Raw genomic sequence first — 26,355 nt, forward strand, 5'->3', positions numbered from 1 at the left:
CTCAGTGAGAGGCGCGAGCCTGGGTGTCGGTGCGGGCAGCCCAGGCGCGCATGCGCTCCAGCCCGGTCCAGGCCGCGTCGATGTAGGTGATGGCCCCCGTGGGACAGGCCTCGGCGCAGGCGGGCTTGCCCCCGCACAGGTCGCACTTGATAACCTTGCCCGTGTCCACGTTGTAGTTGATGGTGCCGAAGGGGCAGGCGATGGTGCACACCTTGCAGCCGACGCAGATGGAGTCCACCACCACTTTGGCGCCGGTGGTGGCGTCGATCTTGATCGCCTCCACCGGACAGGCGTGCAGGCACCAGGCCTCGGCGCACTGGGTACAGGTGTAGGGCACCTTGCGCCCCGCGTGGTGGAAGTCGAACACCTTGATGCGGGACTTGGCGATGTTGAACACGCCTTCGTTTTCGAAGCTGCAGGCCATTTCGCACTGGAGGCAGCCGGTGCATTTGTCCGGGTTGATATGTAGGGATTTCAGCATGGGATGAAACTCCTCCTCTTCCTGAGCCTGACGAACCTTCTAACCTCTGGATCCAAAACGCCATGATACCGCTGCGGCGTAAAGGGGGGCAGCAGGCAGGCGGCATTCGGCGCCTGTGAGCAAGGATCGTGCCCCGGCCCCCGGGTCTCAAGCCCCGGGGGAGAATGCCTCTCCAGTGCTACCCGGTGCCCCAGAATGGCGCGCCTGTCCCAGGATTGACACACTGGGGCAAGCCGGCGGCGGGTCAAAAAAGGTGGCGCACCGAGACGCCCACGAGGAGGGTGCGCCCCGGCGCGGGGGCGAAGAAACGGCCGTTGGCATCCCCCACGATTACCGCGCCGATGTATTCCTCGTCTAGGAGGTTGTCCACCCGTAGGAATTCCTGGAAGAGCCAGTCGCCGAAACGCTGCTTGAAGACGGCCCGGGCGCTGGCGACGAAGTAGCTAGGGGCGAAGTCCGTGTTCAAGTCGTTCACGTACACCTTGGCGTTCCAGCGAGCTTCCAGCGCGGCGGAGAATCCGAGGGGCCGGTGCTCCCACAGGAACTCCCCGTACACCGTGTACTCGGGCACGGCGGGGATGCGGTTGCCGGCGGCCACGGTGGCGTTGGGGGCGGTGCAAAATCCGGCGCAGGTGGGGAAGCTCTCCTGGAACCGGGCCTCCAGGTAGGTGAGGGCCAGGTAGGCGGACAGCCCGCGGGTCAGGCGGCTGTCCAGGGACAGCTCCGCGCCCCGGCGGCGGGTGTCCCCCGCGTTCTGGAAGGTGGCCCGGCCGCCTGAATTGGAGAACACCACGATCTCGTCCCGGGTGTCGATCTGGAACAGAGCAGCGTTCACCAGGGTGTCGGCCCCGAGGAAAGCCTTGACCCCCACTTCGTAATGGTTGCTCTTGGATGGCTCCAGCGCCAGATTGGGCCCGGAGCTGCCGTCAGGTCGGTAGGCAATCTCGATGAAGGTGGGGGTCTCGAAGCTGCGGCCGGCGTTGGCGTAGAGGTTCACCGCTGGGCTGAGTCGGTAGAGCAGCCCCGCCACCGGCGTCCAGGCGGAGAAGCGCCGGCTGCCGCTATCGTCCGGGTTGAAGTTGGTGGCGGTCACGGGGAGCGTGCTGCCGCTGCAGGTACCGAGGGGCGTGCCGGTGGTGTTCACCGTGGTGGTGCAGATGAACTTGTCCTTGGACTCGAAATCCACCCGGGTATAGCGCAGCCCCCCGTGCAGGCTCAAGGCTTCGGTCGCACGCCACTCTCCTTGGAGGTAACCGCCCCAGCTCTCGCTCAGGTTATCCTCGTCCCGCTTGAGGGCCCCTAGAGTCCCGAGTTCGTTGCGGAAGCCCTTGCGGTCGTCCTGGGCCCGATCGTAGTCGAGCCCGGCGGTCAAGGTGAAGGGCGTGCCGAAGGCCTCGCTCCTGCGGGTCCAGCGCAGGCTCGCGCCGCCGAAGTCCCGGTCGAAGACGCTCACCCCGCCCGAGTGGCGCAGCCCATTCTGGGTCGCCAGGGGAATGGCGAGGAACTGCTCGTTGCTACGCTGGCCGAGGTAGGCGGCGAGGCGCAGGGTATCGGTGGCCGAGAAAGGCTGCTCCCACACTGCGCCCCCTTGCAGGTTGGAGAGGCTCCTGCGGGTTTTAAACTGCAGCGCCACGGGGCTCGCCTGTTCCCGGTTTTGCCGGACTTCATCCGCGGTGAGCCCCAGGGGGTCCAGGTTGTCCGGCTGGTCCAGGGCGTTGAGGCTGAGCTGCAGCCGCCCCCCGCCCGAGAGCGCTTGGGTCAGTTTGGCGTTGAACTGATCCTTCCGCGCGCCGCTCCAGTCCCGGAAGCCGTCGGTCTCGAACCGGGAACCGTTGGCGAGATAACCTCCGTCGCCCCAGGAGCCGCCGAGCTTGAGCCCGGCTTTCCAGGTGTCGAAGGAGCCGAAGCGGACATAGGGTTCGACAAACGCCCGCTCCGGCGGCTCCTCGGTGAAGACTTGCACTACGCCCCCTGAGTGGTTGCCGTAAAGGGCGGAGAAGGGGCCCCGCAGCACCTCGATGCGCGCCGCCGAGTCCAGGTCGAACAGCCCCGTGCCTCCCTGGCCGTCGGGGGTGCTGGCGGGAATCCCGTCGGCATAGAGCCGGATGCCCCGCACGCCGAACTGGGAGCGGGCGCCGAAGCCCCGTAGAACGATCTGCTGCTCCTGGGCGAAGGTCTCCCGGTTCTGCACCACCGTGCCCGGTACCCGGGTGAGGCCCTCGGAGACGTTGACCGCCGCCCGGCCCTCCTGGAGTACCTGGGCGCCGATGGCGTCGATGGCCAGGGGCAAGTCGAAGCTCTCCTGCTCGATGCGGGTGGCGGTGACCACCACCGGGGAGGCGCGCACCGGGGTTGCCTCTTCGGGCTCGGCGGCCGCCGCCCCAAAGGGGGCGGGGGCCCAGGAGGCGAGGGCGCTGGCGAGGAACGTGATGGCAACGGTCTGGCGCATGTTTTTTCTTCGCGTTGAAGTCGGTCCAGAAAAAGCATAGCGTCATCCCCCGTCATGATTTTCATGAAATTGCCAGCGGCGCTTGCAAGCCGCCACCTGGGCCGTTCAAAAAATCTTCCAACGGCGGGCGCCGGTGGGGGAAAATGCCCTTACTCTTCACCGCCTTCGTCGAGACCCCGATGAAAAACTTAGCCCTCAAGCCTTCGAGGCTCGCCCTGGCGAGCCTCATCATGGCAATCCTCTCCGGGTGCAGCGCGCCACGGCTCGGCGAATGGACCGGCCGGCTGGACCCCTTTTCCCCCGCGCCGGGGCGGGAGGCTTCGGCTACTGCGCCTGCGGCGGGAACCTCCATCCCCATCGCCGCTGCGCTGGGAATCTACATGGCCCCCAAGGAAGCCACCAAGCGCACCCACGTGCTAGGGGGCGGTTACGCGGGCGGCTACTGGTTCGAAGAAGGGCGCATGGTCCAAGCGACGGCCCTCAAGGCCTTCGGGCAGCTCTTCGAGGGGGCGGCACCGGTCAAGCAGCCCGCCGCGTCCCATCCGGTGGCCCATGTCCAGGGCTGGAGCACCTACAACCCCATCCTGAAGGCCTGCTACGCCACGGCGGTCACGACCTTCATCGCCCCCGGCGGCGAGACCCTGGGGAGGCTGGAGGCGGAAGCCTCGTCCCGGGGCGGCGGGGAGGGATGCTTCCAGCAGGCCTACGACGCGGCATTTCAGGAGATTGCCCGGCGGCTCCGGGCGGACGGGACCCTGGTGGCGGCGCTGCGAGGCGCTTCCCGTTCCAGTCCCGTCGCGGCGGCTCCGGCGCCCGCGGCATCCGCCCCGGCGCCGTCAGAGGCGGAAACGGCGACTTCCGCCCCGGCCCAGGCCGGCGGCCCGGCCCCGGGAGCGGAGGCGCCTCCGCAACCGGCCGCCGCTGCACCTCAAGGCGTCACTACCGCCATGGCCCGGCCATCCCCGGCCGCTGCTGCCCCGAGCGTCTCTCCACCGGCGCCCTCCGTCCCGCAACCGGTGACCTTGCCCCTGAAGGCGGAGCTCGCGCTTTACATGGAGCCGGAGGAGGCCACCCGCCGCACCCGCATCGCCACCAGCGGCTCCTACGGGGGGGAATGGGTAGAAGAGGGCCGGATCGTCCGGGAGACCGCCTCCCGGGCCCTCGCCCGGATCTTCGAGCGGGTAACGATGGTGGCGGAAAATCGCGGCTCCCGCCCCGTAGCCCAGGTGCGGGGCTGGAGCGCCTACAACCCCTTGCTGGGCACCTACTACGCCACCGCCGCCGTGACCCTCTCCTCCGCCGCCGGCGAGACGGTGGGGGAGTACACGGCGGAAGGGTCGTTCCGGGCGACCGGGGACGAAGGTGCCCGGGGGGCGTATGAGGCGGCGTTCCGGAGACTCGCCGAGGCGCTGGCCCAGGACGGGGCGGTCCTGGCGGCGCTCCAGGCGCCTCCGCCGGCCGAGAAGTTGCGGCTCGCGGGCGCATCCCCGGGGACGATTTCCCTCCCCAGCGCCGGCGCGGTGACCCTGTACATGGCACCCAAGGACATCGCCCGCAACACTTACGTCATGGGAGGTGCCGGCGGCTACGCCCACTACTGGTTCGAGGAGGGCCGGATCGTTCAAGAAGCCGCCCTCCAGGCCCTCAAGCAGCTCTTCGCCGAGGTGCGGACCGCGGATCGGCCGTCGGGCCAGGATCCGCTCGCCCGGGTGCAGGGCTCCAGCACGTTCAATCCCACCTTTGACACCTACTATGCCAGCGTCGTGGTGACCTTCTCCGCCCCGGACGGAACGGCCCTGGGACGCTTCCAAGGGGAAGGGACGGGCCGGGGCCGGCGGGAAGAGGGCTTCCGCCAGGCCTACGAAGCGGCGTTCCAGGACCTGGTGCGCCAAATGCTGCAGGCGGGGCGGTTGTAGGCCGTAGCACCACTCCAACAGCGCTCGCCCGGTGGCGGGTGCGTTTCGCCTGCGTCTCAACGCACCCTACGGGAGCATCGCATCAGTCCCGCCTACGCGCGATGGCGTGGATCAGGGGTTCGTAGGCGCTGTCCCGGGAGAAGCGCCAGCAAGCGAGGGCGATCGCCGCCGCGGTGAAGGCCCCCAGCACGGCGAGATCGACGCTGGGGCTGAAGTCCGGCGCCAGGGCCGAGCCCGCATTGGCCAGCATCCCGTGTTTCAGGAGATCGACCCCGTAGGTGTAGGGGTTCAGGAGGGCGGCGATGCGCAAGGGATCGGGCAGGGTGCTCACCGGGTAGAGCGCCCCGGAGAGGAAGAACACCGGGAAGATCACCAAGTTCATGATGACCGCATAGTTGTCCAGGGTCTTGGTGAAGGCGGCCACCAGCATCCCCAGGGCCGCGCAAGCGCCGGCGGTGGCGAGAAGCCCGGCGGCCAGCATGGGCGCGTCGATTCCCCGGGAGAGATAGCCCAGCAGGCCCAGTAGCACCAGGAGAAGCGCCGCCTGGACCAGGGCCGCGCAGGCGGCCGAGATCGCCTTGGCCGCGACGATCCAGGCGTGCCGCAGGGGCGCGATGATGAGCATGCGCATTACCCCCGATTCCTTGTCGTACACCGTAGCCAGCGCCGCTAGCATCGCCCCGAACAGGATGGCCATGCCGGTCACCCCGGGCACGAGGAAATACTGGTAGCTCTCGGGGCCGCCACGGTCCAGCAGGGCGTCGAAACCCGCGCCGATCACGAACAGCCAGATCAAGGGCCGCACCAGGGCGGAGACGAGCCGCCCGCGCTGGCGGAAGAGCTTGATCAGCTCCCGCTCCAGCACGGCGTAAAGGGGGCGGGCGATCACGGATGCACCCGTTCCCGCGCCGGGCAGGGGGCTTCCGCCTCCCCAGGCGCCCGGGCCCCTGCCTGGGTGGTCCACAGGAACACGTCGTTGAGATTAGGCCGACGCACCCGCAGCGCCGCCACCCGGGGGGCTAGCTCCGCCTGGAGGGCGGCGAGGGCCGCCGCCTCGCCCCGGAAGCGAAAGCTGAGGGTCTCCCCTTCCAGGAGGCCCGCGCCGAGACGGGGGGCGAGGGCCGCGGCCAGCTCTTCCAGAGCCTCGGCCTCGATCTCGAGCACGTGGGTGCCGAGGCTCTCGATGAGGGCCTGGGGCGGGCCGGACTTCACCAGGCGCCCTTCCTTGATGAAGGCCACCACGTCGCAGGCCACCGCCTCTTCCAGGTAATGGGTGGTGAGGAGCACGGTCATGCCCTTGCGCGCCCGCAATTGCCCGATGAAGCGCCAGATACGCCGCCGGTTGGGCACGTCGAGGCCGATGGTGGGCTCGTCCAGGAACAGGATGCGGGGCTCGTGGATCACCCCCCGGGCAATGTCCAGGGCCCGGCGCTGCCCGCCGGAGAGGCGGTTGACCGGATCGTTGCGCCGCTCGGCGAGCCCGAAGAGGTCGAGCAGCTCCTCGGCGCGGCGGCGGATTTCGGCGCTGGAAAGGCCATGGAGCATCCCGGCGAAACGGAGGTTTTCCGCCACCGACAGGCTCGGGTCCAGGGCCGGGTCCTGGAACACCACGCCGATGGCCCGGCGCACCTCCAGCGCCCGGGCGAGCACGTCGAAGCCCGCCACCCGGACCTCGCCCCGGGTGGGCCGGATCAGGGTGGAGAGGAGGTGCACGGTAGTGGTCTTGCCCGAGCCGTTGGGCCCGAGGAGGCCGAAAAACTGGCCAGCGGGGATTTCCAGGGAAAGCCCGTCCACCGCCAGCACATCCCCGTAGCGCTTGGTAAGCTCGAAAGCCTCGATGGCGGGAGGCGTCGGAACGGAGGCTTGCCGAGCCGCGTCCATGAGGAAAGTTTAAAGGCTCTCGCTCACTGGGCGAGGGACGCCTCGCTCAAGGCCCGGGAGTTGCGGTCGTCCCGGAACAAGATGGGCCTCGCGGCCGCCGCCGGCCGCTGGGCTCGGTCGATCGCCTTCACCACGACGTGGTGATGAGGGGAGAGTTCGCACACGGGGTCCGCGTTGGCCGGGTCTCCGGTGAGGAGGTAGGCCTGGCAGCGGCAGCCGCCGAAGTCCTTCACCCGCTCGGGGCAGGAGCGGCAGGGCTCCTTCATCCACCCTTCGCCCCGGTACCGGTTGAACCCAGGGGACTCGTACCAGATCCACTTGAGGCTTGCCTCCCGCACGCTGGGGAAGGTGAGCCCGGGAAGCCCGCGCGCCTCGTGGCAAGGGAGCACCACCCCGTCGGGACAGACGCACATGAACACCGAGCCCCAGCCGTTCATGCACGCCTTGGGCCGGTTGGCGTAGTAGTCCGGCACGACGAAGTAGATGCGCATGGCATTGCCCACTTTTTCCCGGAAGCGGTGGGTCACCGCCTCCGCCCGCTCGATCTGCTCCCGGGAGGGCAGCAGGTGGTCCCGGTTGACGAAGGCCCAGCCGTAGTACTGGGTGTTGGCGAGTTCCACGTACTCCGCCCCCAGTTCCCGCGCCATCTCCAGGATCTTCTCCACGTGGTCTATGTTCTGCCGGTGCAGCACCACGTTGAGCACCATGGGGTAGCCGTGGGCCTTGATCAGGCGGGCGACCCTCTGTTTCAAGTCGAAGGTGCGGGTGTGGCTCAGGAAGTCGTTCAGCTCCCGGGTGGAGTCCTGGAAGGAGAGCTGGATGTGGTCCAGGCCCCCCGCCTTCAGGGCCGCGATGCGCTTCTCGTTCAACCCCACGCCGGAGGTGATGAGGTTGGTGTAATAGCCCAGGGCGTGGGCTTCCCGCACCAGCACTTCCAAATCGTCCCGCAGGAGGGGCTCTCCGCCGGAGAAGCCCAACTGGGCGCAGCCCAGGGCCCGGGCCTCCCGCAGCACCCACAGCCATTCCTCGGTGGCGAGCTCGGTCCCGTAACGGGTGTAGTCCACCGGGTTGGAGCAGTAGACGCAGTGCAGCGGGCAGCGGTAGGTGAGCTCCGCCAGCAGCCACAAGGGATTATTCGCTTTGTCTGCGGATCCAGCCTCGTTCATGAGCCACCTCCAGGAATTCCATCACATCCCGGCGAAGGTCGGCGCCGGGGTAAGCCCGTTCCAGGTCGGCCACGATTCCCGCCACGGTCGTGGCCCCGTCCACCCGGCGCATGATCTCGGCCGCGCTGGGGGACAGCCGCACCATTCCTTCCGGGTAGAGCAGCACCCAGGCCTGCTGGGCTTCCTCCCATTGCAAGCGGAAGTGCCGGGTCAACTGGGGCACGTCTTCCAAAGCAAGAGGCTGGATCATCGGGCCGCCTCCTCAAGCTTCGACCGCGGGAGCCGACAGAACGCTCGGCAATCGTTGTAGGGTGCGCCCTGGCGCACCGTGACTCCGGCGGTCGATCGGTGCGTTTCGCTGCGCTCTATACGCCCTACCGCCTGGATCATGGCCGCTCCTTCGGGCAATAGGCGAGCTGGATCGCGTCCAGCAGGGTCCACAACACGTCCAGCTTGAACTGCAGGATCTCCAAGGCCCGCTCCTGCTGGGCCCGGGTCTTGAAATAGTCCAGAGTGATTTCCAGGCCATGGGCCACGTCCCGGCGGGCCTCCGACAGGCGCTTGCGGAAGTATTCGTAGCCGGCCGGGTCGATCCAGGGATAGTGCTGGGGCCAGTTGGCCAGCCGCTCCCTATGGATCTGGGGCGCGAAAAGCTCGGTCAGGGAGGCGCACACCGCTTCCTGCCAGGGGCGGGTGCGGGCGAAGTTCACGTAGGCGTCCACGGCGAAGCGCACCCCCGGCAGCACATGCTTGAGCGACACGATCTCCTCCCGGGTCATGCCGCAGGCCATGCCCAGCCTTATCCAAGCCTCGATGCCGCCTTCGTCCCCCTCGCGGCCGTCGTGGTCAATGATGCGCTGGATCCACTGGCGGCGCACTTCCCGGTCCGGGCAGTTGGAAAGGATGGCCGCGTCCTTCAAGGGGATGTTGATCTGGTAATAGAAGCGGTTGGCGACCCAACCCCGGATCTGGTCAGGGGTGAGCTGGCCTGCGCTCATGCGCACGTTGAAGGGGTGGTGGATGTGGTATCCAGCCCCCTTCTCCCGCAGCTTCTGCTCGAACTCTTCCCGCGTCCAAGGCCGCTCGTCGCCGGCGCCCATGGCTCCTCCTACAGCTCGATCTCCATCCCGTCCCAGGCCACTTCGATACCGTGGGCGGCGAGTTCCGCCCGCTCGGGGCTCGCCTCGTCCAGGATCGGGTTGGTGTTGTTGATGTGGATCAGGATCTTGCGCGCCCGGGGGTAACGGTCCAAGACTTCCATCATGCCCCCGGGCCCGGACTGGGGCAGGTGGCCGATGTCCCGGGCCCGCTTCGCGGAGATCCCGAGCCGCACCATCTCGTCGTCGGTCCAGAAGGTGCCGTCCACCAGGAGGCAATCGGCCGAGGCGAAAAGGGGCTCCAAATGGGGCTCCATTTCCCCCAGCCCAGGGGCGTAGAACAGCCTCTTGCCACTATCGCGATCCTCCACCCGCACGCCGATGTTGTCGCCAGGAAGCGGCCGGTCGCGCTGGGGGGAGAAGGGAGGCGCGTTGCTCTTCAGGGGCACGGCGGTGAAGCGCAACGCGCTCGCCCCGGCCACCTCGAAGGGGGAGCCGTCGATGGGTACCCGGTGCCAGCGCACGCCGCAGTAGTGCTCCAGGACGCGGAAAACGGGGTTGCCGCGGGTCAGATCCTCCCGCACCCGCTCGGTGCAGTGGACTTCCAGGGGGGCGCCCTCCCGCAGCAGGAAGAGCCCGGTGGTGTGATCGATCTGGGCGTCGATCAGCACGATGGCGGCGATCCCCGTGTCCCGCAGCCCCTCCCGAGGCCACATGCCGGGGAAGGCGGCGATCTGGGCCAGCACGTCCGGGGAGGCGTTGAACAGCACCCAGCGGCCGTGGTCCCCCGCCACCGCGATGGAGGACTGGGTGCGGGGCTTGAGCCGGCCAGCCCGTGCCCCCCGGCAGTTCGGGCAGTTGCAGTTCCATTGGGGGAAGCCGCCGCCGGCGGCGGAGCCGAGGACTCGGACTTTCATCAGGCGCTTTGCGGCCTCGAATCAGAGGGACGGGCGGCCCCATCCGGTTTCCCTCTCCCCAGGGAGAGGGGACAGGGGAGAGGGCCTGGAAAAAAGGCCGGCGCACGCCCCGATGGTTCGCCCGGCGACGGGCGCTCAATACGGCATTTTGCTTTCGCGTCCGTCGGCCCGAAAGCCGCGAAATCGTGAGGAGGCGCTCATGATTTTCATGAACTTGAAAGAAAACCGCCCGGGCATGGCGCCCGGGCGGCGGGAACGTCTCTGGGGATGGATCAGAAGAAGAGGATGGCGCCCAGGGCGACGGCGTCGTCCTTGTTCTTCACGCCGTTATGGGCCTCGGCTTCGGTGTTGATGTACTCGGCCACCAGGTTCAGGCTCTTGGTGAGGGCGTAGTAGAGGCCCACCACGATGGACTGGTTTTTCTTGACCAGGGTCCCGCTGGTGGCCACGGTTTCGTTGCCCGCCAGGTCCAGCCGGCTTTCCCCATAGCTCACCCCCAGCTTGGGCTTGCCGAAGGTGTAGGTGGCCTGGACATAGAAGCCGTCCGAATCCCGCTCGTCCACCGTGCCACCGACGACGGCCGCGCCGTCGAAGCCGATGGCGGTGGTGCCCAGACCCTTGGCGTTGTAGTAATAGCCCACCACTTCCAGGCCGCCGAAGCCCACCTTGGCGCCCACGTCAAAGCCCCGGCCATCCACGCTCGATCCGGCCGGTGCACTATCCGTACCCCCGTTCGATTTTGTCTTCTGGGTCATCCCTCCCAGCCACACCCGGCCCGAAGTGCCCCCGATCCCCGACCAGTCGTAGGTGAGCTTGGCTTGGAAACCCGGCTCGTCCTGCTTGCTGAGCGTGGCCGTGTTCGGATGCCCGGAAAACGCAATGTAGTCAAAGCCTGAAAAAATACCGCCGGCGAACTGGAAGCCGTTGAAGTTAGGAGACCAGTAGGTGATTTGGGGAATCCAGTCGGCGTAGATGTAGCCTGCGCCGATGCGGCCCAGGGTGGTGTTGCCCCCCAGAAAGGCGGCACCGGAGCCCACCCCCAGGAGCGTCATGTCGGAGAGGATGGCGTCGCTGCCGAAAATCCCCAGGTCTCGGCCCACCTTGATCGTGCCCCAGCTTTTGTCACCGAAGGTCAGGAAGTTCTGCCGCATGTCGATGCTGGTGGAGCCGATCCCCGTCTTGCCGCCGCCCACGTTGGTGTCGTTCAGGCCCGGATAGAAGCCCAGGGTGACGCTGATGTCGAAATCCATTTGCCGCGTCTTGGCGGAGAAGACCAAGGCGCTCGGCAGTAGCCCCGACTCGATGTTCTGCTCGTCCTGGCCTGCGCCGTTACAGGCGAGCCCCCCTGCCACCGTAACCGGGTTGTTGTCGCAGTCGTTGAAGGTGGCAAAGCCGTTCACGTTGCCGCTGAAGGACAGATCCCAGTCCCCCGCCTTCCAGCTCAATTCCGCCTGCGCGCTGGAGACGCCCAGGAGCGCGAGCGCTCCCGCCACTGCCGTGCAGATTTTCTTGCGCTGTACCATCGCCCAACCTCCCCTCTTCAGAAGTGAAGCAAAGTTGAAGTCAACAACACCCCTTCTTCGTCTTCGGGCACGCAAACATCCATCGCCGCCCGAATCGAATCGTCCGCTTCGCTCTGCTCCCTGATGAGTGCCCAGGGAAACCTGCTTGAAACCGGTGCGTGCGCGAAATGAGCGCTAAGAACCCTCCTCGCCAAAGCCAATCCGTACGCCTTTGGCAATTAATATGCCAATGGAATCCGGGGCTTCCCGGCCGGGGGACGGGCCCGCCGGAAGCCGCCGGCTCGCCCGGGCAAAAGAAAAAAAAATCGAATGCGGGGAAAGGGTTAGGGTAAAGACGGGGAATCCGGCGGGATGGCGGCCGGCGCCACGGGAAGACAATCCCGGTGTCACACGGGGAGCAACGCAATCGCTACATTGTGTGACAGCCCCATGCTCAATTCCTTGCGCACTTGCGGACGGGAAAAGAAAATGGGAGACCGGTTCAACGCCGGTCTCCCAAGCCAAGTGGAGGAGAAAACGGAGGAAACGACACCACTCGGGGCGCTGCTATCCGCATTGAACCACCCCTTGCGCCTGTCGCCTCCGGTATTGCGCAAGAGCCGTGCCAGGCAGGGGGCGACTTGGCGCGACCGCCCCGAGCGACTCACCCGGCAACGGTGCGTTTCGCTTCCGCTCAACGCACCCTACCGCTCGTAGCGGGCCCGCACCGCCTGCTGCGGCGCTTCCAGATAGTAGGGTGCGCCTTGGCGCACCGTTTCGGGGGGTCTTATCCTACAGCGGGGCGTTTCGGCTGTCGGTGCGTTTCGCCTACGGCTCAACGCACCTTACGTCTAGACACAAGTTCCGAAGCGGGCGCTATTCGGCGAGGGCCTTGTTCTCCAGCTCCAGATACAAATGGTGGACGTTGGCGGCATGTAAACGGGCATACAAGGCCCAGCCCTGGAACGCCGGCACCGCCGCCCGGGCGGTGACTTCGCTCAAGCTGTCTCCTTCCTCGTAGCGGGCCCGCACCGCCTGCTGCAGCGCTTCCAGATAGGCTCGCGTGTCGGCGACGCGCCGGGGATCGGATACCGGCCCCCGGCCGGGCACCAGGACGCGCACGGGGAGATCCCGTAGAGCTTGCAGGGCGGCGAGCCAGACGTCCAACCGGGTGTCCCGAGCCTCCGGTACCCGGTCCAGGCACACCAGGTCGCCGGTGAAGAGCGCGCCGCTTTCCTGGTCCAGCACCGCCAGATCCCCCGCCAAGGTCCAGCCGAAGTGCAGCAGCGAAAGCCGCCGCCCCGCCACCTCCAGCGTCACGCTTCCGTCCACGGCCCGGGTGGGGAGGGTGACGCTCGTGCCGGCCATGGTTTCCCCGCCCAGGGCATCGGCCAGCCGCCGGATGCAGGTGTGGCAGTTCGCCTCCATGTAACGGACGGCGTCCCGGTGGGCCAGGATGGGCGCGCCCCGGGCGGCGAAGACCCCGTTGCCCAGCACCCGCTCTGGAGCGGCGTGGGTGTTGATGACCAGCGCCACCGGGCGGTCCGTCACCCGTCGGATGGCGGCCAGCATCGCCTCGGCGTGAGCGTGGTGGGTCCCCGTGTCGATGACGATCACCCCTGAGTCGCCCACGATGAATCCTTGGTTGGCGACGAAGCCCAGGTTTTCCACCGCGGGCTCGGCCAGGGCGCCGACGAAAGCGTACACGTCGGGCGCCACCGGCACGGGGGTCAGGCCTTGCGCGGCCGCCGGACGGGGCGCGGCCAAGGCGAGGAAGACGGCGGCGATCGCTAGGAGTACCAAGCGGCGGGCGAAGGCGCGGAAGGGGAACATGCCGTGGGATTTCGAGGGCAAAAGCCGGACCATCGAAGCGGGCTCGCGGACGCCGTCGCTGGCATTCCCGGACGAAGTTGGCTTACTATTGCACGCGCGCCGCGCCCGCGCAATCGCGGCGACCGCGTCCCGTCCATCGCTGCATTCCTCGTAAAGGAGACCCCGGATGAAATGGCGGCTGCTGGTGATCCTCGTTTTATTCGCGCCCGGCGTGGCGTCGGCCTACGACTACCCGACCCAGGACCGGGTGGAGTACGTCCTGGCGTGCATGTACGATCATCGCGGCAAGCAGGAGTACCTCTACAAGTGCTCCTGCGCCATCGACTTCATCGCCAAGGAGATGCCCTACGAGGAGTACGTGGAAGCCTCCGCAGCGGCCCGCTACCGGGAGATGGGCGGCGAGCGCATGGGGGTTTTCCGCGACCCGGACTTCGTCAAGGACATGATCAAGAAATATCGGGATGTGCAGGCGCGCGCTTTCAAGGCGTGCGGCGTCTGAGCCTGGGGGCCCTCGCCGATGACGAAGTCATGGAAACCGCTTTTCCGCAGGGCAGCCCCCGCGGCGCTGGCGCTCCCGCTGCTCCTGGGCTGCAGTGCCTACGCCGCCCCGGCGGGGCCGGTCAAGTCCGTCGCGGTCATGGACTTCGAGATCATCGACGATTCCGGGGACCAGGCGTCCGTGTCCGCCCAGCGGGAGCGGCTCGCGATGATCTCCCGGCAGTTGCGCGAAGAGCTCTCCCAGGCGGGCCTGTGCCGGGTGCTGGACAACGGGCCGGCCCAGGCCTTGATCGAGAAGTACAAGGCCTCCCAGGAGCTGCGCCAGTGCAACGGCTGCGAGCTGGATATCGGCAAGGCCCTGGGCGCCGACCTGGTGGCCCTCGCCTGGGTGCAGAAGGTGAGCAACCTGATCCTCAACATCAACGTGGAGATCAAGGACGTGGCCACCGGCGCGACCCGGCTCAACAAGTCCGTGGACATCCGCGGCAACACCGACACCTCCTGGCGCCGGGGCGTGTCCTACCTGGTGCGGGACATGCGGGAAAAAGGGCAAGGCTGCCGTTGATCAGGAGCCGCCGGCCATCCCCGGCCGGACGAGGACGCTGGTTTCGAACTTGAGGTCCTTGGAGTCCACCACCTCCGCCCTGAGTTCCCCCGCTTCCCGGGGCACGAAGTAGAAGCGGAAGTTGGGGTTTTCGCTGATGGAGAAGTCCACCTCCGCCGTGAGCACCGGTTTGCCGGCGTAGCTCACGGTGACCTGGCGCACGTAGTGGGCCGGGGTGTAGAGCCGGGTGAGTTGGTCCATGGCGAGTCCCGAGTGGTTGGGGTGGCTGATCATGAGCTGGGCTAGGTTGGGCTGGTGGAGGGTTACCGGCGCGTCCAGCCGGAACTTCATCCTGCCCAGGCGGGCCAGCGCCGCGGCGGGATCCTTGCCCGCCGGCGCCGAACAGCCCCCCGACGCCTTCACGTAGCGGGTGGCCGCGTAGAGCCGGCCGTCGCTCGTCTCCGCCACCGCCCGCACATGGGTGTATTCCTCGATGCGCACCCGGGTCTCCAGGTCGGCCCGGCCGGCGTCGGGGGAGAAGTGGAAGACGGCAGCCAGCGGCGAAGGGTTCTTGTCGATGATGAGGTAGACCCGCCGGATGTGCCGTTCCGACTCCTGGGGCAGGAAGGTCTTGATGGCGATGGGGACCGTGGCCGCGTCCTCGGCCCGGGCGGGCGCCTCCAACTGGATCACCTCTTGCGCGCCTGCGGCGACGGGGCGCTCGCCGAACAGGGCGCTCTTCACCTTGCGCCATGTTTCGGTGTCCGGGTCAGGGGTGGGGCCGGCGGCCTGGGCTGGGCTCCCGGCGAGAAGGAGTAGCGCCAAGCCCACGACCGGAGCGAAGGGAAAGTTTCTCATGGGACGTCTCCTTGCGGACTTCTGCATTGTACCGGAGGGAGGGGTCGCGCCGGCCGGGGCCCTGGCGCTGCTTGGCCCTCTCCCCCCGGCGGGAGCACCTCTCGCCGGCGCCGATCGGAAGAACCCTCTCCCAATCGCTAATCCTCCCACTCCAGCTCGGTATAGACCGCGGTCACGTTGCGGGGGTGGTAGAGGTCGAAGAGCAGCCACTTCCCCCGTTCCGCCAGTCCCACCGAGTCGACCGCCTGCTGAAGGGTCAACCGGTGCTTGATCGCCCGCCGGGTCTCTTCCACCAGGGTGGCGAGGTAACGCTCCTGGGCCTCCAGGGCTGCCGGCCAGGGCACGGTGACCGGGCCGTGGCCGGGCACGGCGCGCTGCACTGGAAGCCCCCGCAGGGCTCCCGTCACCTGGAGCCAGCCCCGGGCGCTGCCGTCGATCACCGGGATCCGCTCGACGAACAGCAGGTCGCCGAGCCACAAGGTGCCGGTCTGCTCGTCGAACACGGTGAGATCCTGGTCGGTGTGGGCCGTGGGCCAGGCGCGCAGCTCCAGGCGCCGCCCGCCCAGGTCCAGGATCAGGGTGTCCTGGACGGAGGTGTCCGGCGGGACGAGGGGCGTCATCCCCGCCGCGGGGCCCAGGGCGCGGGACAGGGCGGCGAGATAGGTCCTGGCCCGGGCGGCGAGGGCCGCGGGAAGCCGGGCGTGGCCTACGAACTGGGGCTTGTCCCCGACGAAGGCGGCGTTGCCCAGGAGATGGTCGGGGTGGACGTGGGTGTTGATCACGTAGCAGACGGGAAGGGCTGTCCTGGCGCGCACCGCCTCCCGCAGCCCCCGGCCGACGGAGAGGCTGCCGCCGGTATCCACCACCGCCACGCAGCGGCTTCCCACGACGAAGCCGATGTTGGCGATGGCCCCCCGGTTGGCGGCGGAGGTTTCCTCCTGGGCGCCCCCATGGACGAAGACGCCCGGCGCCACCTCCTCCACCGGGAGAGGCGCGCCGGCCAGTGCCGGCGCTAGGCCGGCGAGCCAGACGAACAGAAGGCGTTTCCCCATCGCCGCCGCTTCCGCGCCGCTTAGTAGATCGCCTTGTCCCGGTTGCGCGCCTGGTCGAGCCCCTTGACCGTGTCCAGGCCTTTCGCGCACTTGAGCACCGCCCGCTCCAGGTCGGCCTCGGTGAGATCGGCCCCCGAGAGATCGGCGCCGGTCAAGTCGGCGCCTGAGAGGTCGGCGCGGAAGAGGTTGGCGCCGCGAAGGCTGGCCCCCTGCAGATTGGCGAAGCGCAGCAGCGCCCGGTTCACGTCCGCCCCCTCCAGGTTGGCCCCGGAGAGGTTGGCGCTGGTGAAGTCGTTGCGCATCTGTCCCATGGGCTGGTTGCGGATATCCACGCCCAGCCGGGCGTTGGCGAAGTTGACACCCGAGAGGTCCAACCCGGCCAGATGGGCGATCACCCGGGCGCCGGACAGGTTCGCCCCCTTGAGCTTCGGCTGGCGGATGACCGGGGCAAAGAGGCTCGCCTTCTCCAGGTTGGCCCCGGTGAGATCGGTGCCCATGAGCCAGGTGGCGTCCAGGTTGGCGCCCGAGAGGTCGACGCCCGCCAGGTTGGCGTTCACCAGCTTGGCACCGAAGAGATTGGCCCGGGGGAGCCGGGCGTTGCGGAAATCCAGGCCGCTCAGGTCCTGGTTGGAGAGATCCTGGCCGGTGAAGTCGGCCGGCTGCTCCCGGGTCGCCCGGGCGAGCCGCTCCTTCACCTCCTCGGCGGTGAGGGGCGCGGCGCCGGCGGCGGCCGCGAAGCCGAGGGCCATCCACCCCAAGAGGGACCTGAGGACGGCCAGTCTTCGCTGCGCCGCAGCGAGAACCCGCCGGGGCCCTCGCCTCGCTAGTCGTATTTGATGTACCAGACTCGGGGATCGTCCTGGGGCGTGCCCTCCAGGGGTCCGCCCTCCTTGCCCGGTTGCCATTGCACCACTTCCTCGATTTTCTTGGCCAGGGCGAAGTCCTTGTCGGTGACGCCCCGGGCCACGTGGGTCACCAGCTTCACGATGACGAAGGCGTAGGACACCGTCAGGTCCGGGTGGTGCCAGGCGGCCTCCGCCAGGTGTCCCACGGCGTTGACCACCATCAGGGTGCCCTTCCAGCCGTGGGTGCGGTATTTCCTGCGGATCCAGCCGTCTTCGTAATACCAGTGGGGCAATTCCCGGGCCAGGCGTTCCTTGATCTCTTCTTCCGTGTAGACCCGGAGGCTTGTCTTGGGCTCCATCGCTGCCACCTCATGCGCTATGGGTTTGAAGAAACGGGCGTCCGGGGGACGTTCGCCCACCGTCTTTCCCGGACTCGGCGGCGGTCTTGCCGTTCCCCCGCCGCCCCTCGCCGGCGGCGAGGTGTGACACAACATGTTCACGCACGCGGTTGCACAGAGTCAATTCTGACACACCGGGAGAAGTCCCGAGCGTTTCTCTAACCCGATGAAAAAGAAGGATTGTGTCGCCGCCGTCCCGGCCCAGGGGCGCTTTCCGGATTGGCATACGATGTGCTTCGCGCCCATCAGGTAATGGAAGCATTACCCTTCACCTTCTCCCGGAATCGGGGGAAGGTGTTGCGCGCTGTGAGGGGGATGAGATTCTCAAACCCGTGCTGAACGACAATGGAGGATCTGGCGATGAGAGCGAAATTCAAATGGCCGCTGGCGTTGATGGCCCTGGCGGTGCCGGGGCTGGCGGCGGCGAACGCCGAGCTGGCGAAGCTGCAGAAAGACCCCAAGCAATGGGTCATGCCGGCCGGGAACTTCTACAACTGGCGCTACAGCGAGCTCAAGCAGATCAACAAGGACAACGTCAAGAACCTGCGGGTCGCCTGGCAGTTCTCTACGGGGGTGCTGCGCGGGCACGAAGGCGGTCCCCTGGTGCTCGGCGACACCTTGTACGTCCACACGCCGTTCCCCAACAAGGTCTTCGCCATCAGCCTGGACGACTACAGCATCAAGTGGAAGTACGAGCCCAAGCAGGATCCGAGCGTGATCCCGGTCATGTGCTGCGACACGGTGAACCGGGGCCTCGCCTACGCGGAGGGCAAGATCTTCCTGCAGCAGGCGGACACCACCCTGGTGGCCTTGGACGCCAAGACCGGCAAGGAGGTGTGGAAGACGGTCAACGGCAACCCGAAGATCGGCGAGACCAACACCAACGCCCCCCACGTGTTCAAGGACAAGGTCTTCACCGGGATTTCCGGCGGCGAGTTCGGCGTGCGCGGCTTCATTGCGGCGTACGACATCAACACCGGAAAGCAGGTGTGGAAGTGCTACAGCACCGGTCCGGACAACGAGATGTGCTTCGATCCGGACAAGACCATGACCTGGACCGACGGCAAGATGGCGCCGGTGGGCAAGGACTCGTCGCTCAAGACCTGGCAGGGGGACCAGTGGAAGATCGGAGGCGGCACCACCTGGGGCTGGTACAGCTACGATCCGGATCTCAACCTGATGTACTACGGCTCGGGCAACCCCAGCACCTGGAACCCGACCCAGCGCCCCGGCGACAACAAGTGGTCCATGACCATCTTCGCCCGGGACGTGGACACCGGCCAGGCCAAGTGGGTCTATCAGATGACGCCCCACGACGAGTGGGACTATGACGGCGTCAACGAGATGATCCTGGCCGACATCACGGTAAAGGGCAAGAAGCGTAAAGCGCTCGTGCACTTCGACCGCAACGGCTTCGCCTATACCATGGACCGGGCGAGCGGCGAGCTGCTGGTGGCCGAGAAATACGATCCGAAGGTGAACTGGGCGACCCACGTGGACATGAAGACCGGCCGTCCGCAGGTGGTGAAGAAGTACGCCACCTCCAAGCACACCTCGCCGGATCGCGGGCCGGACATCAACGTGAAGGGCATCTGCCCGGCGGCCTTGGGGTCCAAGGACCAGCAACCAGCGGCGTTCAATCCCAAGAACGGTCTCTTCTACGTGCCCACCAACCATGTGTGCATGGACTACGAGCCGTTCCAGGTGGAATACGTGGCCGGCCAGCCCTACGTGGGGGCGACCCTGTCCATGTATCCCGCGCCTGGTAGCCACGGCGGCATGGGCAACTTCATCATCTGGGACGCGGACAAGGGCAAAATCGTAGCTTCCAAGCCCGAGAAGTTCTCGGTGTGGAGCGGCGCCCTGGTCACCGCCGGCGACGTGGCCTTCTACGGCACCCTCGACGGCTGGATCAAGGCCGTGGACACCAAAGACCTGAAGGAGCTGTGGAAATTCAAGACCCCCTCGGGCATCATCGGCAACGTCACCACCTGGGAATACAAGGGCAAGCAGTACATCGGGATTCTCTCGGGGATCGGCGGCTGGGCCGGCATCGGCTTGGCGGCGGGCCTGGAGAAGGATACCGACGGCCTGGGCGCGGTGGGCGGCTACCGGGAGCTCGCCCGCTACACCGAGCTGGGCGGCGTGCTGACGGTCTTCTCCCTGCCGTAACCCAGGGACAAGGCTAACCCTTCAGGGTCCCTTTGTTCTAAGCTTCGTTACTGACATCCCGGCCGAGACCCGCGTCGGGATGTCAGTAATTTTTTCTGCGTCCACTGTTTCTTAGGAAAGGAAGATGAGAGGATCGATTGCGGTAGCGGCGGCGCTTTTGATGGTAACCTCGGCTTCTCATGCGGCAGGGACCGCGCCGCTCGGCCAGAGCGAGGGCAAACCCCTTTACCGGGTGGAGGGGAACAAGGTGGATCCCGATACCCTGGCGGGGTGGAAAACCTGGCGGGCGCTTGCCTGTGACCGTTGCCACGGCGCCCGGCAGGAGGGCCTGGTGGGCCCGTCCCTGATCGAGAGCCTGAAGGTCATGACCAGGGAGCAGTTCAAGGAAACGTTGCTCAACGGCCGGCCGGAGCGGGGCATGCCGGGCTTCGCCAACAGCAAGATGGTGACCGATAACCTGGACAACCTGTACGCTTATCTCAAGGGCCGCTCCGACGGCAAGATTCCGCCGGGACGGCTGGAGGAGTTGAAGTAAGGCCTCCTTCCCGAGGAATTCCGGATGAAAAACCGAATCTCGCCGCGGGGCGGTGCCGGGTGGCGGGTCGTCCTGGCCGCCGCGGCCCTTGCCGGCTTCGCCCTGGCGGCCCAGGCCCAGGAGAGGGCCAGCGCCGAGGGCAAGGTGCTGCGGGTTTGTGCCGATCCCAACAACCTGCCCTTCTCCCACCGCAACCAGGAAGGCTTCGAAAACAAGATCGCCGAGCTGTTCGCCCGGGACCTGGGCTGGGGGCTCGATTACACCTGGTTTCCCCAGCGCATCGGCTTCGTGCGCAACACCCTGCGAGCCCGGGACCCGGCGAGCGGAAACTACAAGTGCGATCTCATCATGGGCCTGCCGGTGGGCTACGAGCTGGCTTCCACCACCAAGCCCTATTACCGCTCCACCTACGCCCTGGTCTACGTCAAAGGCAGAGGCCTGGACGGCGTGAAGACGCCCGAAGATCTGCCGCGGCTGGAGGGAACCACGCTCAAAGCGCTGAAACTGGGGGTCTTCGCCCAGACGCCGCCGGTGGACTGGCTGCTGCGCCATGGCCTGATCGGCCAGGCCATCTTCTACCAGCGCATGAGCGGCGACCCGGAGGACTACCCCGGCGAGATCATCGAGCGGGACCTAGCTTCCGGGAGAATCGACGTGGCCTTCGTCTGGGGGCCCATCGCCGGCTACTTCGCCAAGCGGTTGAATTCCCCGCAGCTCGCGGTGGTGCCGTTCGGGCCGGACCCGGAGATCAAGTTCGATTACCCCATCGCCATGGGGGTTCGTTTCGGCGAACGGGAATGGAAGGCGCAGGTCGAACAGTTGATCGAGCGCAACGCCCCGGGCATCCGGGCGATTCTGGAGGATTACAATGTGCCCCTAGTGGACGACCAAGGTCGGATCATCCACGGGAAGGCCAACTGAACCCCCGGGAGGGCGCGGCGAGGATCGCGGGATACGGATAGGCAGAATGGTTTGATCAGGTTGCTGCCCGGTCAAGGGGAGGGCAGGGCGGTGGCGCGAGGTTGACGTGATGCGACGCTGCATGTGGCTTCCGGCGATGGTCGGTGTCCTGCTCCCCTTTTCCGTCCGAGCCGATTTCGATCCCAAGCTGTTTTTCAAGCTCATCCCGAGCGTGGTGAAGGTGGAGGCCTACAACGCCGACGGGAGCGTCAACATCGGCAGCGGCGTAGTGGTGAAGGAGGGGATCGTGGCCACCAACTGCCACGTGACCCGCAAGGCCCGCTCCATCCAGGTGGGGCAAGCCGGCGCCCGATGGACCGCCCATACCCAGTCCAGGGATATGGACCACGACCTGTGCCTGCTGCACGTGCCCCATGCTACCGCCCCGGTGGTGGCCTTCAGCCCCGACAAGCTCAAGGTGGGACAGGCGGTGATCGCCGTGGGCTACGTGGGGGGCGTTGCGCCCCAGATGAGTAAGGGAGAAATCAAGGCCCTCTACGACTACGACGGGGGGGGCGTCATCCAGAGCACGACCCCCTTCACCTCGGGGGCAAGCGGCGGAGGGCTGTTCGACGAGGAAGGGCGCCTTGTGGGCTTGGTGACCTTCAAATACCGGGGCGAGCAGGCCTATCACTTTTCCCTGCCCTTGGAATGGATCTTCCGCAACCTGGACCACGCCCTGGAAAAAGTGGAGCCCCTCACGGGCGGTCGGGCGTTCTGGGAGCGGCCCCTGGAAGACCAGCCCTATTTCCTGCGGGCCGCGGCCCTGGAGGCGGGAAACCAATGGACGGCCCTGCGGGAGGTGGCGGAGGCCTGGTCCTGGAAAGAGGCGGACAACGCCAACGCCTGGCTCGCCCTGGGCAAGGCATTGCACTATCTGAACCAGGATCACCAGGCCGTCCAGGCCTACCGCCGGGCGCTGGCCTTAGACCCGGAAAGCGCCGAGACTTGGTATTACCTGGGGCTCGCCCAGGTGGCCCTGGCGGAAAACGCGGAAGCGGACTACGCCCTCAAGGTCCTGGCGGGTTTGAGTCCCCGGCTGGCGGAAAAACTTCGGCAGTCCATGGCGCTGCATTGAACGCTTCGGCCCTCCTGGGCCTCGACGCCTGGGAGCGGAAATAATCGTTTTGATCGAAAGGAACTCTGCCATCATGAGCCGCTTGAATCCCGTGAAGTCCCTTGGTCTGACGGTGCTCGTCGCCGCCGGCCTTGTCCTTTCCACCGCCCAGGCGGAGGAGAGAGGGGAAAAATATTCCAGCGCCGAGACGCTCCTTTTCCTCACCGACCACCTGCAGCCCATCACCCGGCCGAACACCCTCCATTACAGCTTCAAGAAGGAGGGGGTTCTGGAGTCCGGGTTCCAGGATAACGTGGATGTGTTCGTCGAACGGGTGCAACCGGATGGCAGCAAGTTCGTATCCACCCAGTTCCTGACCGGTGACCGGGAGAAGAGCTTTCCCCCGGTGGAAAACGCCCGCGGCAATCCGGTGCTCATGTACTTTCTCAACCGGGATATCCTGGAGATGCAGCGCTTGACGGGAGGCAACTGGCGCTATTTCAAGCGCCTGATCAGCAAGGCGTTCGCCGAGAGCGCGGAGGTGCGTCCGGTTAAGGTGTCCTTCCGCGGCGAGGAGTTCGCCGGCACGGAGATCAAGGTCGCTCCCTACGTGAGCGACCCGAGAAAGGAGCGTTACCAACGCTTCGCCGACAAGGTCTACGTTTTCGTGCTGGCGCCCAAGCTGCCGGGGGGCGTCTATCAGGTCCGCACGGTCGTCCCTGGAGAAGCCGCGGGCGATGGCAAGCCCCTGATCGAAGAGACCATGACCTTCAGCGGGGCGGAAGCCCTGGTCAAGCGCTCCTCCAACCACTGACCGTTCACGCCCGGATCAAGATTTCTCCCAGGCCTCCCGCCGCCCGGTCGCCCACGTAGCGGCGTGCTCGGTGGGCAGGGGCGAGCGTCGCGAACGCCCCCGGCAATCCCCGCCAGGAGCCGATCAACAGGGGCAAGAAGGTGAGCTCGAACGTCCCACTCTCGTTGAACGTGGACGGGAGGGGCGGCGTCTCGGAGAGGAGCAGGGTTCCGCGCCGCATGCCGCTGCCCACGCCTTCCCCCACCCGCCCCAGCACGGCCACGGTGCCGGCGATCATACGGGAGGCGCAATACCGGCCCGCGTTCCCCTCGATCAGCACCTGGCCGCGCCGCAGGCGGTCCGCGGCCCGGTCCCCCGCGCTGCCCCGGACCACCACGGTCCCTCCCCGCATGCCGTGGGGCTCCCCGGGCAAGGCGGCTCCCAGGAAGTCCCCGGCGTTGCCGTGAATGTGGATGAGCCCCCCCGCCATGCGGCTCGCGCAATAGGCGCCGGCATCGCCCCGCACCTCGATCGCGCCGCCCTGCAGGTCGAGACCCAGGTAGGCCCCCGCGTCCCCCTCCACCAGGATGGAGCCGCTCCCCATGCCCTGACCGATGCGGTCCAGACGGTCGCAGCCTCCCCGGATCACCAGCGTGGCAGCGTCGGTCCCGCTCACCTCGAACAGCTCCCTCACCTGCAGCCTGCGGTTGCCGCTCGTGAGCTCCAGGGCCTCGATCTCCGCCAGGGCTTTTCCGGCGAGGCGCTCCGGGGTGAGGGGCGAGAGGTCCACCCGCTGCCGCGGAGTTTCGCGCAGGGTGAAGGTGAGGGGGCTCACGCCACGATCTCCCGCAGAGGGAAGTGGAACGGGCCCAGCTTGCCGCCGTAGTTGCCGGCGCTCAGGCGCCGCACTCCGGCGTCGGCGCCGAGCCCGCACACCGCCCTGAGACCAACGCCCATGGCGGAGCGCACGTCCGCATCCGTCAACCCGTCGATCACGATCTCCAGCACCGCCTCGATGTCCGGGCTGAGGGCCGTGGCAACGAGCCCCCGCAGAGTGGGGCAGAAGGCGTCGTTGGTGGAGGCGGGCAGGGCCTTGTACTTAGAGCCTACCTTGGAGCCCGAGCGCACCACGCCCCCGGGGAAAGGCAGGATGACGTTGGGAACGCGGCGCATCGCCGCGACTGCCGCTTCGGCGGCCTGCAGCGCCGCCGTCCGGCTGGCCGCCAGGATCAGGAAGTTGCCCCCGCCCACGGCCTTGACCATGCCGCTCGACTCTTCGCACAAGAACTCCCCGTCCATCACCGGGACGCGCCAGTAGCGTCGGCCGCCGATCAGCTTGGAGAGCTGGAACCCGTCGCCGAAATAGCGCAGGTTCTTGCCCAGGGGGATGGGCTCGCCGCCCTCGATGCCGGAGAAGGCGGCGGTGGTGGGGCAGGTGAGGACGCACTGGCCGATGCGGCGCTCGAGCTGCTTGGCCAGTTCCTTGCCGGAGACGGAGAAGAGCAGGATTGCCACGCCGGGCCGCCCGTCGGGGGTCTCGTGGGGGGCGAGCTCCCGCTCGATGCCCGCCTCGCAGCCGCAGGCGATCACGGAAGTGGCGAACCCGGTGGCCGATCGGGCCGCGTGGCAGGCCCACTCCAGGCTGTCGGCAGTGATGATCACCCGGGTGGCCCGCATGGGGAAGGCCTCCGCGAAAGTGTCGTCGATGAGCACGCCGTTCACCTTCACGCCGACGCCCTCCCGGCGCAGGGATGCACCACTGGCTCACCGCTCAACTCCCGGATCTCCTCGTCGCCGATCTTGAAGCGCTCCATGCCCAGGGTCTGGTAGCGGTCGAAATAAGATTCGAGCTCCTTCTCGATCCCCCGGTCGAACGCCGGGCGCACCATGTGCACCCGTCCGCGGGTGACCTGCACGATGCGCCCTCCCTGGGCCACCAGCGCTCCGTCCTTGAACACGTAATCTGGCGCGGCGAACATGCGCTCCCGGTCCGGATGCTCGGTGTAGACCACGATGTCCGCCGCGGCCCCCGGGCCCAGATGGCCCCGGTCGGAGAGGCCCAGGATGCGGGCCGGCGCGGCCCGGGTCATGATGGCGATTTCGTACAGGGAGTACTCCCGCTCGATCGCGCCCACCGCGCTCATCGCGACGGCGTCCGGGTGGAGGGTGGCGAGCATGTCCCGGCGGAAGGACCGGTCCGTCAGCAAACGAATGAGATGGGGGTAACTGGTGAACGGCGCCCCGTTCGGATGGTCGGTGGTGAGGAAAACCCGCCAGGGATCCTTCACCAGCAGGAAGATTTCCAGGCCGATGGCCCATTGCAGGGCGTTCACGAAGTTCTTGTCCCGGTAGCGGAAGGGCACCACTCCGCAGCCGGCTTCGCACTCGATGTCCATGGCCATCCACTTCTTCGGGTGGGCGTGGCCGCTGTTCCTGTGCTGGGCCATGGTGTCGCCAGAGCAGGTCACCGTCTGGCCGAACATGATCTGGCCCACGTCCACGGTGACGTTGGGATGGGCGTTGACCGCCTCCGCGATGCGCCCAGCCGCAGAAGAGAATTTGCGGTCGCCTTCCGTGCCGTAGCTGTGGAACTGGACATGGGTCAAGTGCAGGGGCAGACCTTCCGCCGACGCAATGGTGGCCAGGGTGGTCTCCACGTTGCCCGGCACCCCCAGGTTGGAGGCGTGCACGTGGAGGGGATGGGGCACGCCCAGCTCGTACACCGCCCGGGCGAGGGCCTGTACCACCTGGCGGGGGGTGACCCCGTAGTGGGCGTGGGGCTCGTCCAGGTCGAGGCTCCTCTGGTTGAACTTGAACGCGCTGATGCCGCCGGGATTGACCACCTTGATGCCGATGCACTGGGTGGCGTGCAGGATCCACGCCACGTAATCGTTGATCAAGCGCTGATCCCGGCCTTCCTGGATCAGGCGCAGGAGAAAATCGTCGTTGCCCAGCATGGCGTAGCCGCCGTGGTCCACGATGGGGGTGTCCCCCATCTCCAGGTGGGCCTGGCGGGCGTTGACCGGCACGATGGCGGGCTCGAAGCAGGCGGTGTAGCCCATCTCCACGTAGCGGTAGCCGGTGGACCAGGTGGACGGGGCGGCATGGCCGCTGCCGGAGCGGGTGAGGGCGGTGCGGGGGTGACGCTTATCCCGGTGGTCCTCCGGCAGCATGGCCCGGGCGATGTTCACCTTGCCTCCGCCGATGTGGGTGTGTAGGTCGATGGCGCCCGCCATGACGATCTTGCCGTCAAGATCGTAAATCTGGTCCACCGGCGCGCCGGGCTCGGGAGCGGAGACGATGCGCCCGTCGCGGATGTAAATGTCCCTCACTTCCCCGTCCACCCCGTGGGCGGGATCGTAGACCTTGCCGCGGGCGAGCTGGATGAGCATGGTTTTCCT

At 67.2% G+C, this 26,355-nt stretch carries 25 protein-coding genes; 8 read left to right on the plus strand and 17 right to left on the minus strand.

The window, feature by feature from the left end; all coding sequences use genetic code 11:
- Nucleotide 1: 1 nt before the first annotated feature.
- Together ACTFO6_RS07395 and ACTFO6_RS07400 are read right to left on the minus strand one after the other, a co-directional pair.
- Nucleotides 2–481, minus strand: a complete 480-nt coding sequence (locus tag ACTFO6_RS07395; protein WP_439933811.1) for a 4Fe-4S dicluster domain-containing protein — start codon at nucleotides 479–481, stop codon at nucleotides 2–4.
- A gap of 244 nt (nucleotides 482–725) precedes the next feature.
- Nucleotides 726–2,930, minus strand: coding sequence for a TonB-dependent receptor family protein (locus ACTFO6_RS07400; RefSeq protein WP_439933812.1), 2,205 nt, complete (start codon nucleotides 2,928–2,930; stop codon nucleotides 726–728).
- A gap of 179 nt (nucleotides 2,931–3,109) precedes the next feature.
- Here ACTFO6_RS07400 and ACTFO6_RS07405 point away from each other — a divergent pair, with 179 nt between their 5' ends.
- Nucleotides 3,110–4,846, plus strand: coding sequence for a hypothetical protein (locus tag ACTFO6_RS07405; RefSeq protein ID WP_439933813.1), 1,737 nt, complete (start codon nucleotides 3,110–3,112; stop codon nucleotides 4,844–4,846).
- A gap of 82 nt (nucleotides 4,847–4,928) precedes the next feature.
- On the opposite strand, the gene ACTFO6_RS07410 is transcribed toward ACTFO6_RS07405, so the two are convergent.
- The 8 genes from ACTFO6_RS07410 to ACTFO6_RS07445 form a co-directional block, all read right to left on the minus strand.
- A complete protein-coding gene (locus tag ACTFO6_RS07410) occupies nucleotides 4,929–5,735 on the minus strand; it encodes an ABC transporter permease (protein WP_439933814.1) in 807 nt (268 codons plus the stop codon).
- Nucleotides 5,732–6,727, minus strand: coding sequence for an ABC transporter ATP-binding protein (locus tag ACTFO6_RS07415; protein WP_439933815.1), 996 nt, complete (start codon nucleotides 6,725–6,727; stop codon nucleotides 5,732–5,734). The genes ACTFO6_RS07410 and ACTFO6_RS07415 overlap by 4 nt, the downstream gene beginning before the upstream one ends.
- Nucleotides 6,728–6,750: 23 nt before the next feature.
- The gene (gene pqqE, locus ACTFO6_RS07420; RefSeq protein WP_439933816.1) at nucleotides 6,751–7,893 is read right to left on the minus strand and encodes a pyrroloquinoline quinone biosynthesis protein PqqE; all 1,143 of its coding nucleotides are present in this window, start codon (nucleotides 7,891–7,893) and stop codon (nucleotides 6,751–6,753) included.
- Entirely contained in the window at nucleotides 7,859–8,143 is a 285-nt protein-coding gene (pqqD, locus tag ACTFO6_RS07425) for a pyrroloquinoline quinone biosynthesis peptide chaperone PqqD (RefSeq protein WP_439933817.1), read from the minus strand. The genes pqqE and pqqD overlap by 35 nt, the downstream gene beginning before the upstream one ends.
- Nucleotides 8,144–8,279: 136 nt before the next feature.
- A complete protein-coding gene (pqqC, locus tag ACTFO6_RS07430) occupies nucleotides 8,280–8,993 on the minus strand; it encodes a pyrroloquinoline-quinone synthase PqqC (RefSeq protein ID WP_439933818.1) in 714 nt (237 codons plus the stop codon).
- 8 nt (nucleotides 8,994–9,001) lie between these two features.
- On the minus strand, nucleotides 9,002–9,907 hold the full coding sequence (pqqB, locus tag ACTFO6_RS07435; RefSeq protein WP_439933819.1) for a pyrroloquinoline quinone biosynthesis protein PqqB: 906 nt from the start codon (nucleotides 9,905–9,907) through the stop codon (nucleotides 9,002–9,004).
- Between the two features lie 272 nt (nucleotides 9,908–10,179).
- Complete coding sequence (locus ACTFO6_RS07440; RefSeq protein WP_439933820.1) at nucleotides 10,180–11,430, minus strand: porin; 1,251 nt, start codon at nucleotides 11,428–11,430, stop codon at nucleotides 10,180–10,182.
- An 855-nt stretch (nucleotides 11,431–12,285) separates the two neighbouring features.
- On the minus strand, nucleotides 12,286–13,275 hold the full coding sequence (locus ACTFO6_RS07445) for an MBL fold metallo-hydrolase (protein WP_439933821.1): 990 nt from the start codon (nucleotides 13,273–13,275) through the stop codon (nucleotides 12,286–12,288).
- A 133-nt stretch (nucleotides 13,276–13,408) separates the two neighbouring features.
- Between ACTFO6_RS07445 and ACTFO6_RS07450 the strand changes: the two genes are divergently transcribed.
- Both ACTFO6_RS07450 and ACTFO6_RS07455 read left to right on the plus strand, forming a co-directional pair.
- The gene (locus tag ACTFO6_RS07450; protein WP_439933822.1) at nucleotides 13,409–13,741 is read left to right on the plus strand and encodes a hypothetical protein; all 333 of its coding nucleotides are present in this window, start codon (nucleotides 13,409–13,411) and stop codon (nucleotides 13,739–13,741) included.
- Nucleotides 13,742–13,759: 18 nt separating this feature from the next.
- Nucleotides 13,760–14,305, plus strand: a complete 546-nt coding sequence (locus tag ACTFO6_RS07455; RefSeq protein WP_439933823.1) for a DUF3280 domain-containing protein — start codon at nucleotides 13,760–13,762, stop codon at nucleotides 14,303–14,305.
- On the opposite strand, the gene ACTFO6_RS07460 is transcribed toward ACTFO6_RS07455, so the two are convergent.
- The 4 genes from ACTFO6_RS07460 to ACTFO6_RS07475 all read right to left on the minus strand — a co-directional run bounded on the left by ACTFO6_RS07460 (nucleotide 14,306) and on the right by ACTFO6_RS07475 (nucleotide 17,398).
- Nucleotides 14,306–15,142 (minus strand): quinoprotein dehydrogenase-associated SoxYZ-like carrier, encoded by an 837-nt coding sequence (locus tag ACTFO6_RS07460; protein ID WP_439933824.1) that lies wholly within the window; start codon nucleotides 15,140–15,142, stop codon nucleotides 14,306–14,308. It lies immediately after the preceding gene.
- Between the two features lie 137 nt (nucleotides 15,143–15,279).
- Entirely contained in the window at nucleotides 15,280–16,194 is a 915-nt protein-coding gene (locus ACTFO6_RS07465; RefSeq protein ID WP_439933825.1) for a quinoprotein relay system zinc metallohydrolase 2, read from the minus strand.
- A gap of 20 nt (nucleotides 16,195–16,214) precedes the next feature.
- Nucleotides 16,215–16,943 carry a pentapeptide repeat-containing protein gene (locus tag ACTFO6_RS07470; RefSeq protein WP_439933826.1) on the minus strand — a complete coding sequence of 243 codons (729 nt, stop codon included), beginning with the start codon at nucleotides 16,941–16,943 and terminating at the stop codon, nucleotides 16,215–16,217.
- A 74-nt stretch (nucleotides 16,944–17,017) separates the two neighbouring features.
- Nucleotides 17,018–17,398: a 4a-hydroxytetrahydrobiopterin dehydratase gene (locus ACTFO6_RS07475; protein WP_439933827.1), complete on the minus strand. Its 381-nt coding sequence runs from the start codon at nucleotides 17,396–17,398 to the stop codon at nucleotides 17,018–17,020.
- Nucleotides 17,399–17,797: 399 nt separating this feature from the next.
- Here ACTFO6_RS07475 and ACTFO6_RS07480 point away from each other — a divergent pair, with 399 nt between their 5' ends.
- The 5 genes from ACTFO6_RS07480 (at nucleotide 17,798) to ACTFO6_RS07500 (ending at nucleotide 22,975) form a co-directional block, all read left to right on the plus strand.
- Entirely contained in the window at nucleotides 17,798–19,609 is a 1,812-nt protein-coding gene (locus ACTFO6_RS07480; RefSeq protein WP_439933828.1) for a methanol/ethanol family PQQ-dependent dehydrogenase, read from the plus strand.
- A 124-nt stretch (nucleotides 19,610–19,733) separates the two neighbouring features.
- On the plus strand, nucleotides 19,734–20,144 hold the full coding sequence (locus ACTFO6_RS07485) for a c-type cytochrome (RefSeq protein ID WP_439933829.1): 411 nt from the start codon (nucleotides 19,734–19,736) through the stop codon (nucleotides 20,142–20,144).
- Between the two features lie 24 nt (nucleotides 20,145–20,168).
- Complete coding sequence (locus ACTFO6_RS07490) at nucleotides 20,169–21,065, plus strand: substrate-binding domain-containing protein (RefSeq protein ID WP_439933830.1); 897 nt, start codon at nucleotides 20,169–20,171, stop codon at nucleotides 21,063–21,065.
- Nucleotides 21,066–21,174: 109 nt separating this feature from the next.
- The gene (locus ACTFO6_RS07495; RefSeq protein WP_439933831.1) at nucleotides 21,175–22,182 is read left to right on the plus strand and encodes a trypsin-like peptidase domain-containing protein; all 1,008 of its coding nucleotides are present in this window, start codon (nucleotides 21,175–21,177) and stop codon (nucleotides 22,180–22,182) included.
- A 73-nt stretch (nucleotides 22,183–22,255) separates the two neighbouring features.
- Entirely contained in the window at nucleotides 22,256–22,975 is a 720-nt protein-coding gene (locus ACTFO6_RS07500) for a hypothetical protein (protein WP_439933832.1), read from the plus strand.
- A gap of 4 nt (nucleotides 22,976–22,979) precedes the next feature.
- Here ACTFO6_RS07500 and ACTFO6_RS07505 read toward each other — a convergent pair whose 3' ends face one another.
- The 3 genes from ACTFO6_RS07505 to ACTFO6_RS07515 are packed head-to-tail and all read right to left on the minus strand — an operon-like array spanning nucleotide 22,980 to nucleotide 26,346.
- Nucleotides 22,980–23,789, minus strand: a complete 810-nt coding sequence (locus tag ACTFO6_RS07505) for a formylmethanofuran dehydrogenase subunit C (RefSeq protein ID WP_439933833.1) — start codon at nucleotides 23,787–23,789, stop codon at nucleotides 22,980–22,982.
- Nucleotides 23,786–24,682, minus strand: a complete 897-nt coding sequence (gene fhcD / locus ACTFO6_RS07510) for a formylmethanofuran--tetrahydromethanopterin N-formyltransferase (protein WP_439933834.1) — start codon at nucleotides 24,680–24,682, stop codon at nucleotides 23,786–23,788. The genes ACTFO6_RS07505 and fhcD overlap by 4 nt, the downstream gene beginning before the upstream one ends.
- A complete protein-coding gene (locus ACTFO6_RS07515; RefSeq protein ID WP_439933835.1) occupies nucleotides 24,679–26,346 on the minus strand; it encodes a formylmethanofuran dehydrogenase subunit A in 1,668 nt (555 codons plus the stop codon). Before ACTFO6_RS07515 ends, fhcD begins: the two co-directional genes overlap by 4 nt.
- Between the last annotated feature and the right edge of the window lie 9 nt (nucleotides 26,347–26,355).

It is taken from the genome of Pelomicrobium sp. G1 (assembly GCF_051905455.1).
Lineage (GTDB): Bacteria > Pseudomonadota > Gammaproteobacteria > Burkholderiales > UBA6910 > Pelomicrobium.